Below are 11865 nucleotides of genomic sequence, written 5' to 3'. Positions count from 1 at the left end.
CTATTTAGGGAAAAACTAAAAAAGAGGTTAGACCTCATGTATAAGATCTAACCTTGAAAATTAACTAAATGACATTGACCAGTGAACAGTAACCTTGAAAATACTCTAAAGCCTGTTTGAAAAAGCCTAATGTGAAAAAAATATGAAATTATGTTCCATACCTTGACTTTTAAAAGAATGAATGTTATATTACAAATAGAACAAAAATAAAAGTTATTTCCCGTGGATGTTCGGGAGATGGACAACAGCATTCCCCGGAAGAGATTCCGGGGAATTTGTAGATACTGAATAGTTACAATAAATTGACATTACTGTATTCAGAAAATATATTACAAAGTATATGGATGAAAGCTGTGGGCAGTAATGAATTTATTTCGCAATATGAGGAGTCAGAGGTGACCAGTATGGGAGCAAAGAGAGATTATTATGAAGTGCTGGGAATCAGTCGCAGCGCGGATAAAGATGCTATAAAGAAAGCTTATCGTAAGATGGCAAAGAAATACCATCCGGATTCAAACGCGGGAAATCCGGATGCTGAAGAAAAGTTTAAGGAAGTCACAGAAGCATATAATGTGCTCAGTGACCCTGAGAAGAAAAAACTCTATGATCAGTTCGGTCATGCAGCATTTGAAGAAGGTGCTGGCGGTGCCGGATATGGTGAAGGTGGCTTTAATAGAAACGGCGGCTTTGACGGCTCTGGATTCAGTGGCTTTGGCGGTTTTGGAAATAGTCATAGCGGTGCTTACAGAAGTCCGGATGGCAGCTATCAGGAATTTCATTTCGAAGGTGGTGACATGGACGATATTCTGAAGAATCTGTTTGGAGGAGGCTTCGGAGGAGGAAGCAATTCTGGAAAGGCTGGTTCCGCACACGGATTTGGAGGAAGCGGTTTTGGTCACTCTGGTTTTGAAAACGGCTCTTTTAGAAGCGGATTTAATGGTAGTTTCGGCAGTGGAGGTTTTGATGGTACCGGTTATGGAGATGGCTTTGGAAACAGCTGCAATAGCGGCTTTAGTGGCAGTCACCAGAAGAAAGGCCAGGACCTGAACGCAGAAATTTCCATCAGCTTCAACGAGGCAGCATTTGGTTGCGACAAGCTGATTAATCTTTCTGGTGCAGACGGCAGTGGAAAACAGACTCTGAAAGTTCACATTCCTGCCGGAATTGACAACGGCAAGAGTATCCGTCTGAGAGGCAAAGGAAATCCAGGTTACGGAGGTGCTCCCGCAGGGGATCTTCTTCTGAAGGTTCATGTAGGCGAGCGCCCTGGCTTTGAGCGAAAAGGCACCGACGTTTACACCACCGTAAATGTGCCGTTCATCACAGCTGCTCTGGGCGGTGAGGCAAAAGTCCAGACCCTGAATGGCCAGGTAATGTGCCGTATCCCGGAAGGCACACAGTCTGGCAGCAAGATCCGTCTGAAAGGAAAAGGTATCCAGGCAATGGGAAAAGCTGGAGTCTACGGTGATCTGTACGTAACCGTCCAGGTTCAGGTACCGAGAAATTTAAGCGAGGAATCCAAACGGAGACTTCGTGAATTTGATACCAGTACCAGAATGGCTGGTACAAGAGGAAGTCGAACAGCGTAAAATTGCCTGCTATTAAATAACTATTTATTAAATAAGCGAAAGGTACAATATAGCTTACATGTATAAAATTTGGTTTGCTAAATCTAAGCTGAATGCATGTAAGCAGTTTGTTTCTATGTCTTGATCATAATCCGAAATCGGACTAAATCTATTAAAAAAGGTCCGATTTCGGATTTTTTGTGCTGCTTTACAGATCGGGAAAGCAAAAAGGAGAGAAAACGCATATGGCAGAAGCTCTGGGATTGACCGGTTCTGTGTCCTGTCTGGTGAAGAATAAAAAGAAATATCATTATTATTAGAAAAAACACTATATTTCTTGAAAAAATGATATTGATTTAAGTACATGAATTGTGGCATGATATAAACATGTATGTTAAACTGTAATAAGTGTAACAATATATGCTAAAGTATGATGCTTTTGAACAGGGAGGAAAAAATGGGAAATCAGAGAGAATGTGGCGTGCTGCTTCCAATCAGTAGTCTGCCTTCAAAATACGGAATTGGATGTTTTTCAAAAAGTGCCTATGAGTTTGTGGATCAGTTGAAGGCAGCCGGACAGGGCTGTTGGCAGATTCTGCCCCTTGGACCAACCAGCTACGGTGATTCACCTTATCAGTCTTTTTCCACCTTTGCAGGAAATCCTTATTTTATCAGTCTGGAAGACCTGATCGAAGAGGGAGTGCTTACGGAAAAAGAGTGTGATGCTGTGGATTTCGGTTCCAGGGAAGATGATGTGGATTATGAGAAAATTTACAAAGGACGATACAAACTTCTTCGTAAAGCCTATGAGAGAAGCGATATTTCCAAAAATCCTGACTTTGTAAGATTCCAGCAGGAGCAGGCGCATTGGCTTGGCGATTATGCACTTTTTATGGCGGTGAAGGATCGTTTTGAGGGAATTCCGTGGACAGAATGGGCGGAGGACATCCGTCTTCGCTGGAATAATGCACTGGATTATTACAGAAAAGAACTGTATTTTGAAATTGAATTCCAGGAGTATATGCAGTTCAAATTTTATGAACAGTGGGCGAAACTGAAAGCGTATGCAAACAGAAGAGGAATTCGTATTATCGGAGATATTCCGATCTATGTTGCCATGGACAGCGCAGATACCTGGGCAAATCCAGGACTTTTCAAACTGGATGAAAATAACGAGCCTACACAGGTAGCCGGATGTCCGCCAGATGGATTTTCTGCAACAGGACAGCTTTGGGGAAATCCGCTGTACAGATGGGATGTGCATAAAAATACCGGATTCGAGTGGTGGATCAAACGTCTGGCACATTGCTTTAATATGTATGATGTTGTCCGCATTGATCATTTCCGTGGATTTGATGAATATTATGCGATTCCATATGGTGACAAGGATGCAAAACGTGGCTGGTGGGAAAAAGGACCGGGAATGGATCTTTTCCGTACCGTTTCCTATCGGTTGGGACACAAGGATATTATTGCTGAGGACCTTGGCTTCATGACTGACTCTGTGAAGCGTCTTGTGGAAGAGAGCGGTTATCCAAACATGAAAGTAATCGAGTTTGCCTTTGATGAGCGGGATACTGGAAATGCCAGTGATTATCTGCCTCATAACTACACAAATAACTGTGTGGTTTATACCGGAACCCACGACAATGAGACACTGCTTGGCTGGTATGGGGATATTACCCCTGAGGAGCGTCATATGGTTCGGGAATATCTGTGGAACTTCCACGATGATGAGAAAGGCATCTGCCGGAATATGATCCGTCTGGTTATGGGAAGTGTAGCCGGAAGATGTATTATTCCGATTCAGGATTATCTGCAGCTTGATAATTCTGCCCGCATTAATCAGCCATCCACTCTGGGAACAAACTGGAAGTGGCGCCTGAAAGAAGGACAGTTCAGCAAAGAATTGCAGAAGGAGATGCTGACTCTGGCGACCAGATTCGGAAGGAAAAACTGGACCCCGGATCCGGTGGAAGAGAAAATGGAATAAATTTAATATTTAATCAGTTGTTGCATAAAAAAAGGTAGAAGAGTAAAATTGAGGGCAAGGGTGTTTGCCCTCAATTTTGTATATACGGAGAGCTGAAAAGTTCGTGCTTTTCATAAAAAACATGAGGAGGAAACTAAGTTGGAAATTGAGAGAAAGTTTCTTGTTAAGAGAGAAAACCTTCCGGAAAACCTGGAACAGTATCCAAGCAAGGCAATTGAGCAGGGCTATCTGTGCACAGAGCCGGTAGTGCGAATCCGCAAATCCAATGACAATTACTATCTGACTTATAAATCCAAGGGACTTCTGGCAAGAGAGGAATACAATCTGCCGCTAACAAAAGAATCCTATGAGCACTTAAAATCAAAAGCAGACGGAATCGTGATCTCCAAGATCCGCTATGTGATCCCCGAGAAAGACGGCCTGTCCATTGAACTGGACGTATTCAAAGCCCCTTACGAAGGTCTTCTCCTGGCAGAGGTGGAATTCCCAAACGAAGAAGCCGCTCATGCCTACCAGCCGCCTAAGTGGTTTGGGGAGGATGTGACCTACTCTACAGAGTATCATAACAGTACTCTAAGTAAAGGGAAAAAGAGATAAAATTTTTATTTTATAATGAGTAATAACAAACAAATGACCTACATGAAGGGAGCGCAAAGATATGAAAATCGGATTTATCGGATGTGGAAATATGGGTTCTGCAATGATCGGCGGAATCCTGAAAAATGGTGTGTTTGAAAAAAATGAGATTATTGTTTCAAATCTCACAGAAGAAGGAAGTAGAAGAAGTCAGGAAAAACTTGGAGTTGTGACAACTCTGGATAATTGTGAAGTTGTGAAAAATGCAAATATTGTTATATTAGCAGTAAAGCCTCAATTCTATGAGGAGGTAATCGGTGAAATTAAAAATTTCCTGACACCACAGCATATGATCGTAGGAATTGCGCCCGGTAAAACTCTTGCATGGCTGGAAGAAAAATGTGAGCAGCCGTTAAAGGTGGTACGTCTTATGCCGAATACCCCGGCACAGGTAGGGGCAGGAATGACAGGTGCCTGTGTCAATGATCGGGTAACAGAAGAGGATCTGGATCAGATTCTTGCCATTACAAACAGCTTCGGTCGCACAGAGGTGGTACCAGAAAGGCTGATGGACGCAGTCAGCGCAGTCAGTGGGTGCTCTCCGGCTTATGTATTTATGTTTATTGAAGCAATGGCAGATGCCGCTGTGGCACAGGGAATGCCAAGAAAACAGGCCTATCAGTTTGCTGCCCAGGCTGTACTTGGAAGTGCGAAGCTGCTTCTGGAGACAGGCATGCATCCGGGAGAACTGAAGGATATGGTATGCTCCCCGGCAGGAACGACCATTGAGGGTGTGCGTATCCTGGAAAAAAATGGTTTCCGCAGTGCTGTGTTTGAAGCATTGCAGGGAGCTGCTGATAAAGGAAAGAAAATGTGAGCTTTGCCTACAAAAAACACCTCGCGGAATATTACCAGTGAGCAGTAACTATAAGTAAATAATTGTGAAAATGAATCAGGAGGTTCCACTATGAGCAAAAAAGTATACATCTTCCTCGCCGACGGTTTTGAAGACATTGAAGGCTTAACTGTAGTTGATCTTATGCGAAGAGCAGGAATCACTATTACAACCGTTTCTATTAAAAACACCAAACAGATCACCACAGCCCATGGAATTACCATGCTGACCGATACCACCTTCCGTGAGGCGGATTTCTCCGACGCGGACATGCTGGTTCTCCCAGGCGGGCAGCCTGGAACCACTTATCTTGGAGGATTCGAGCCACTTACCGATCTGGTTAAAAGCTTCTATAATAATGGAGGTAAGATAGCAGCCATCTGCGCGGCACCTACTGTTTTTGCAGAAATTGGACTTTTACATGGAAAGAAGGCCACTGCATACCCGGCCTGCATGGACGGTCTTGGAGATGCTGTGAAGTCTGAAGAAAAGGTTGTAATTGATGGAAATATTACTACAAGCCGTGGACTTGGAACTGCAATTGACTTTTCCCTTTCCCTGATTTCCCAGCTCCTTGGACAGGAAAAAGCAGACCAGATTGCAGAATCCGTAGTATACAAGTAGGAAATATTCTGAAAAACCTTGATTTTCAAGGAATAACAGGGAAAATTCCACAAAAAATAACAGGGAAAACAATAAAAAACACTGGCGTTTTTTATTGGGGTGTGCTATACTTCTACAATGACTGTAATAATAGGGGGAAACCCTGCGCATTTATAACCGCAGAAAGAATGCAGAGAGATATATATTAAGGAGGAACACGAAAATGAGTTTACAGGTGGAGAAATTAGAGAAAAACATGGCGAAGCTTACCATCGAAGTTTCCGCTGAAGATTTAGACAAAGCAATGGAGAAAGCTTACCAGAAACAGAAAAGCAGAATCAGCCTTCCAGGATTCCGTAAAGGAAAAGCTCCGAGAAAGATGATCGAGAGCATGTATGGCAAGGGTGTATTCATGGAAGACGCTGTTAATTCTCTTGTACCACAGGAGTATACAAAAGCTCTTGGCGAGTGCGATCTTGAGATCGTTTCCCAGCCGGAGATCAATGTTACACAGATGGAGCCAGGTAAAGCTCTTATCTTCACAGCTGATGTAGCTGTGAAACCAGAGGTTACTCTTGGAGATTACAAGGGTGTAGAGGTTCCGAAGTCTGAGATTGCTGTAACAGACGAGGAAGTTGACGCTGAGGTTAAGAAAGAGCAGGATAAGAATGCAAGAACAGTTGCAGTTGAGGATCGTGCAGCTGCAAACGGCGATATCACAACAATCGATTTCGAAGGATTTGTTGATGGTGTTGCATTTGACGGCGGTAAAGGAACTGACTACGCACTTACACTTGGTTCCGGTACATTTATCCCGGGATTCGAGGATCAGCTTGTTGGAGCAAACACTGGTGACCATGTAGAAGTTAAGGTTACTTTCCCAGAGGAATATCAGGCAAAAGAGCTTGCTGGCAAGGAAGCTGTATTCCAGTGTGACGTTAAGAAGATCGAGACCAAAGAGGTTCCGGAGCTTGACGATGAGTTTGCGAAAGACGTATCTGAATTTGATACTCTTGCTGAGTACAAAGAAGATGTTAAGAAGAAACTGACAGAGAAGAAAGAGAAAGAAGCAAGAACTGCAAAAGAGAACGCTGCAGTAGATAAAGCAATTGAGAATGCACAGATGGATATTCCGGAGCTTATGACAAAGACAGAGTGCCGTCAGATGATGGACGATTTCTCCAGAAGAATGCAGCAGCAGGGATTATCCATGGAGCAGTACTTCCAGTTCACAGGCCAGAGCATGGACAAGATGATGGAAGACATGAAGCCACAGGCTCTCAAGAGAATCCAGACAAGACTGGTTCTTGAGAAAGTAGCTGAGGCTGAGAACATCCAGCCATCTGAAGAAGAGATCACAGAAGAAATCCAGAAGATGGCAGATGCTTACAAGATGGAAGCTGACAAGATCAGAGAAGCTATCGGTGAGAGCGGACTTGAGCAGATGAAGAAAGATATGGCTGTTCAGAAGGCTGTTACTGTTATCGCTGATGCAGCAGTTGAAGTTGAGAAAGCAGCAGACGCTGAATAATCAGCAGGCAGATAACTGCACATCCCAAGAGGGAAAAATTATTTTGTTATGAAAGCGCTCTCTCTGGCGCATTATAATGCAGACCAGGTGGAGCGCATCTGATAAGAAAAGAGGGAATATATGAGTTTAGTGCCTTATGTCATTGAGCAGACAAGCAGAGGGGAGAGAAGCTACGACATCTATTCAAGGCTTCTGAAGGACAGAATCATTTTCCTGGGAGAGGAAGTAAACGATGTAAGTGCCAGCCTGGTAGTTGCTGAGTTGCTTTTTCTGGAAGCAGAGGATCCTGGAAAGGATATCCAGCTTTATATCAACAGCCCGGGTGGTTCCGTGACAGCTGGTATGGCTATCTACGATACCATGCAGTATATCAAGTGCGACGTTTCCACTATTTGTCTGGGAATGGCTGCCAGCATGGGAGCATTCCTTCTTGCTGGTGGTACAAAGGGTAAGAGATTTGCACTGCCGAATTCTACGATCATGATCCATCAGCCATCTGGCGGAGCCCAGGGACAGGCTACTGAGATCCAGATCGTGGCAGATCACATTGCCAAGACAAAGAGAACATTAAATGAAATTCTGGCTGCAAACACCGGACAGCCTCTTGAGGTAGTAGAGAAAGATACAGACCGTGACAATTACATGTCCGCAGAGGAAGCATTGGCTTATGGTCTGATCGATGGTGTTGTAACCCACAAATAGGGAAAAACTGTAACTGGATAACCGAGTGTACACTGATGAAGATGTAATATATTTGTGTATTTCCAGTATAAACTTTCCCGCCTAAACTGAAAACAAAAGAAATCCCCCTGGAGTTTTTAGAACTCTAATAGCCGGAGTTTTCTTTTGCATGCTACTGTAAGAAAAGACTCCTGAACTAACAGGAGTCTTATCTTGTAAAATGGGATAATTTTGTAAAATAGGTATATTTTACAGAATAATTTCAAATTTTAAGAAATAAAGAAAACTTTTTTCAGAATAGCTCTGAATAAGGTTGCTTTATTTAAAAGAAAGGAAAAGTTAAAGATTCATGGCTGAGAAGATAAGAGAAGGAAAAGTAAGATGTTCCTTTTGCCAGAAAACCGAGGATCAGGTCCGCAAATTAATCGCCGGACCTGATGGTGCCTACATCTGCGATGAGTGTGTAGGTATCTGCTCGGAGATCATGGAGGAAGAATTTGGAGGATACGATCAGGAAGATATTCTTGGATCTGAGATCAATCTGATGAAACCAGAGGAAATCCATGCAATTCTGGACGACTATGTAATCGGACAGGATGAGGCAAAGAAAGCACTTTCTGTTGCTGTATACAATCATTACAAACGTGTTACTGCTTCCAGGAATCTGGATGTAGAGCTTCAGAAGAGCAATATCCTTATGCTTGGACCAACTGGTTCCGGTAAGACACTTCTTGCCCAGACACTGGCAAGACTTCTGAATGTACCGTTTGCCATTGCAGACGCCACTACCCTGACAGAGGCAGGATATGTAGGTGAAGATGTTGAGAATATTCTTCTGAAAATCATTCAGGCTGCTGATTATGATATTGACAGAGCACAGTACGGAATTATTTATATAGATGAGATCGACAAGATCACACGTAAATCCGAGAATGTTTCCATCACTCGTGATGTTTCCGGAGAGGGTGTACAGCAGGCACTTCTGAAAATTCTGGAAGGCACTGTTGCAAGTGTTCCTCCTCAGGGTGGAAGAAAGCATCCGCATCAGGAATTCATCCAGATTGATACTACAAATATTCTGTTTATCTGCGGCGGTGCCTTTGACGGTCTGGAGAAGATCATTGAGGGAAGACAGGATACCAAGGCAATTGGCTTTGGCGCAGAAGTCGCTTCCAAAGAGGAACAGAATGTTGGTGAACTGTTCAAGCAGGTAATGCCTGAGGACCTGATCCGTTATGGACTGATTCCGGAGTTTGTAGGACGTGTGCCTGTAGTGGTAACCTTAGACGGACTTGATGAGAACGCACTTCTTCGCATCCTTCAGGAGCCGAAGAACGCACTGACCAAGCAGTACCATAAACTGTTTGAACTTGATGGAGTAGAGCTTGATTTTGAAGATGAAGCACTTCGCGTTATGGCGAGAAAGTCCATGGAACGCAAAACCGGAGCCAGAGGACTTCGTGCAATCATGGAGAGCACTCTTATGGATCTGATGTATAAGACTCCGTCTGACGATACCATTCGTAAATGCATTATTACAAAAGAAGCTGTAGAGGGAACTGGTGAACCTCAGATCGTTCATGGGGAAGCTCCTGCGCAGCCGGTGAATCCGGCAAATACAGGCAGAAGAAGCCAGCGTGCACACAAAAAGGGTACTCCGGAAACAGCCTGATGAAGGGATTTGACTACAAATGAGTGAGCCAATCAATGTACTTCCTGCCCTTGCCCTTCGCGGAACTACCATTCTTCCGGGAATGATCATTCATTTCGATGTAAGCAGGGAACGTTCCAAAAAGGCAATCGAAGCGGCAATGTTTCAGGATCAGAAGATCTTTCTGGTAACCCAGAAGGATCCCCAGATTGAAGATCCTGGATTTGTACAGCTGTTTCAGGTAGGAACTATTGCATATATTAAGCAGGTTGTGAAACTTCCTGACAACCTGCTGCGTGTTCTTGTTGAGGGAAAAAGAAGGGCGGAACTTCTTGGTCTGGAACAGGAGACACCATATTTAAGAGCAGAGACTGTTCTTGTTAATGAGGAAGAAGAGGAACTGCCTCAGGCGATGCTGGAGGCAATGTACAGAAGTATCAGGGAGCTGTTCCAAACTTATTGCGCTAAGGGTGGAAAGATTGGAAAAGAACTGGCTGCCCAGATCATGAATATAGAGAAAGCACCGGAGCTGATCGACCAGATCGTAATTAATCTGCCTCTTTCCTGGCAGAGCAAACAGAAGCTTCTGGAGGCAGCAAGACTGACAGACAGATATGAGCTTCTTGGTGCCATTTTGAGCAATGAGATCAATGTGCTGGATATCAGCCACGACCTTCAGCAGAAACTGAAAAAGCGTGTAGATAAAAACCAGCGTGAATATATTTTGAGAGAACAGCTGAAACTGATACGGGAGGAGCTTGGCGAGGACAATACTGCTGATGAGGCTGAGGAGTTCCGCAGAAAAGCCAAAGAGCTTACTGCTTCCCAGGAAGTAAAGGATCGCATTTTCAAAGAAATCGGCCGCTTTAAAATCACCAGCACCAATGCCGCTGAGAGCAGCATTCTGCGGGGATATATTGAGACACTTCTTTCCCTTCCGTGGGATAAGTGCTCAGAGGATTCTGAAGACCTGAAGGCAGCCTGGAAGATTCTTGAAGAAGGTCATTATGGTCTGAAAGATGTAAAAGAGCGTATTATGGAATTTCTGTCTGTACGTAAGCTGACACATAAAGGAAAATCTCCTATACTTTGCCTTGTGGGACCTCCTGGAACCGGTAAGACTTCTATTGCAAAATCTGTTGCAGAAGCCACTGGCAAGCGTTATGTCCGTATCTGTCTTGGTGGTGTGAAGGATGAAGCTGAGATCCGCGGACATAGAAAGACTTATGTGGGTGCTATGCCGGGAAGGATTACGGTTGCCCTTCAGCAGGCAAAGGTTGCCAATCCGCTTATGCTTCTGGACGAAATTGACAAGACGAGCAGTGATTACAAGGGAGATACTTCTTCTGCGCTTCTTGAGGTGTTGGATCCGGAGCAGAACAGTCATTTCAATGACCATTATGTGGAGCTTCCCCAGGATCTTTCAGAGGTGTTGTTTATTGCAACAGCCAACGATATTCAGGGAATCCCAAGACCGCTTCTTGACCGAATGGAGGTCATTGAGATCAGCGGTTATACGGAGAATGAGAAAGAGCACATTGCAAAGGAGCATCTGATTCCCAAGCAAATGGAAGCCAATGGAATTGAGAAAGGTAAACTTTCCATTCAGGGCGGCGCTCTTCGAAAAATCATCAATAATTATACGAAGGAAGCCGGTGTCCGCAATCTGGAACGTCTCATCGGTCAGATCTGTCGTAAGACAGCACGTCTGATCATGGAAGATGGCAAAGAGAAGGTAACGGTCACTGGCAAGAACCTTGAGAGCTTTCTGGGGCAGGAGAAATACAATTACCTGATGGCGAATAAAAAGGATGAGGTTGGTATCGCAAGAGGTCTTGCCTGGACACAGGTTGGCGGTGATACCCTTCAGATCGAAGTAAATATTATGCCGGGTAAAGGGGAATTTGTGCTTACCGGACAGCTTGGAGACGTGATGAAGGAGTCTGCAACAGCGGGCATCAGCTACATCCGCTCTGTAGCAGCCAGATATGGAATCAATCAGGAATTTTTCCAGGAAAATGACATTCACGTACATATTCCGGAAGGGGCAGTGCCAAAGGACGGTCCGTCAGCCGGAATTACCATGGCAACCGCAATGCTTTCTGCCATTATTGACAAGCCGGTAAGAGCGGACCTTGCCATGACTGGTGAAATCACCTTAAGAGGTCGTGTACTTCCAATCGGCGGATTGAAAGAGAAGCTTCTTGCAGCTAAGTACGCCAAGATTAAAGAAGTACTGGTTCCAAAGTCCAATAAACCGGACATCAAAGAACTGGATGAGGAGATCACAGACGGACTGAAGATCACGTTTGTGGAAAATATGAATGAAGTGCTGGAACGGGCACTTGCCTGAAATGAGAGGTAGGA

Annotated in this window: 9 protein-coding genes; all 9 read left to right on the top strand. The window is 44.2% G+C overall.

The window, feature by feature from the left end; translation table 11 throughout:
• Window positions 1–404: 404 nt before the first annotated feature.
• Window positions 405–1589, top strand: a complete 1185-nt coding sequence (locus AB5618_RS18385; RefSeq protein WP_173772754.1) for a DnaJ C-terminal domain-containing protein — start codon at window positions 405–407, stop codon at window positions 1587–1589.
• 436 nt (window positions 1590–2025) lie between these two features.
• The gene (gene malQ / locus AB5618_RS18380; protein WP_173772753.1) at window positions 2026–3561 is read left to right on the top strand and encodes a 4-alpha-glucanotransferase; all 1536 of its coding nucleotides are present in this window, start codon (window positions 2026–2028) and stop codon (window positions 3559–3561) included.
• Window positions 3562–3699: 138 nt separating this feature from the next.
• Entirely contained in the window at window positions 3700–4158 is a 459-nt protein-coding gene (locus AB5618_RS18375; protein ID WP_368366957.1) for a CYTH domain-containing protein, read from the top strand.
• Window positions 4159–4219: 61 nt separating this feature from the next.
• Window positions 4220–5014, top strand: coding sequence for a pyrroline-5-carboxylate reductase (gene proC, locus AB5618_RS18370; protein WP_173719367.1), 795 nt, complete (start codon window positions 4220–4222; stop codon window positions 5012–5014).
• Window positions 5015–5104: 90 nt separating this feature from the next.
• Window positions 5105–5656 (top strand): DJ-1 family glyoxalase III, encoded by a 552-nt coding sequence (locus AB5618_RS18365; RefSeq protein ID WP_173719368.1) that lies wholly within the window; start codon window positions 5105–5107, stop codon window positions 5654–5656.
• 202 nt (window positions 5657–5858) lie between these two features.
• Complete coding sequence (tig, locus tag AB5618_RS18360) at window positions 5859–7166, top strand: trigger factor (protein WP_173770238.1); 1308 nt, start codon at window positions 5859–5861, stop codon at window positions 7164–7166.
• A 120-nt stretch (window positions 7167–7286) separates the two neighbouring features.
• A complete protein-coding gene (gene clpP, locus AB5618_RS18355) occupies window positions 7287–7868 on the top strand; it encodes an ATP-dependent Clp endopeptidase proteolytic subunit ClpP (RefSeq protein WP_118582708.1) in 582 nt (193 codons plus the stop codon).
• Between the two features lie 328 nt (window positions 7869–8196).
• Entirely contained in the window at window positions 8197–9519 is a 1323-nt protein-coding gene (gene clpX / locus AB5618_RS18350) for an ATP-dependent Clp protease ATP-binding subunit ClpX (protein ID WP_118582711.1), read from the top strand.
• Window positions 9520–9538: 19 nt separating this feature from the next.
• The gene (gene lon, locus AB5618_RS18345; protein WP_118582714.1) at window positions 9539–11851 is read left to right on the top strand and encodes an endopeptidase La; all 2313 of its coding nucleotides are present in this window, start codon (window positions 9539–9541) and stop codon (window positions 11849–11851) included.
• The last annotated feature ends 14 nt before the right edge of the window (window positions 11852–11865 follow it).

Origin of the sequence: Ruminococcus sp. J1101004sp1_RTP21198st1_B9_RTP21198_201120 (assembly GCF_040924245.1) — a bacterium.
Classification (GTDB): Bacteria; Bacillota; Clostridia; order Lachnospirales; family Lachnospiraceae; genus Blautia_A; species Blautia_A faecis.
This window is presented reverse-complemented; position numbering and strand designations above follow the sequence as displayed.

What these genes read in the sequence shown, in the direction of transcription:
- AB5618_RS18385 (WP_173772754.1), top strand. Translation starts at nt 405, where the DNA reads ATGGGAGCAAAGAGAGATTATTATGAAGTGCTGGGAATCAGTCGCAGC.
- malQ (WP_173772753.1), top strand. Translation starts at nt 2,026, where the DNA reads ATGGGAAATCAGAGAGAATGTGGCGTGCTGCTTCCAATCAGTAGTCTG.
- proC (WP_173719367.1), top strand. Translation starts at nt 4,220, where the DNA reads ATGAAAATCGGATTTATCGGATGTGGAAATATGGGTTCTGCAATGATC.
- AB5618_RS18365 (WP_173719368.1), top strand. Translation starts at nt 5,105, where the DNA reads ATGAGCAAAAAAGTATACATCTTCCTCGCCGACGGTTTTGAAGACATT.
- tig (WP_173770238.1), top strand. Translation starts at nt 5,859, where the DNA reads ATGAGTTTACAGGTGGAGAAATTAGAGAAAAACATGGCGAAGCTTACC.
- clpP (WP_118582708.1), top strand. Translation starts at nt 7,287, where the DNA reads ATGAGTTTAGTGCCTTATGTCATTGAGCAGACAAGCAGAGGGGAGAGA.
- clpX (WP_118582711.1), top strand. Translation starts at nt 8,197, where the DNA reads ATGGCTGAGAAGATAAGAGAAGGAAAAGTAAGATGTTCCTTTTGCCAG.
- lon (WP_118582714.1), top strand. Translation starts at nt 9,539, where the DNA reads ATGAGTGAGCCAATCAATGTACTTCCTGCCCTTGCCCTTCGCGGAACT.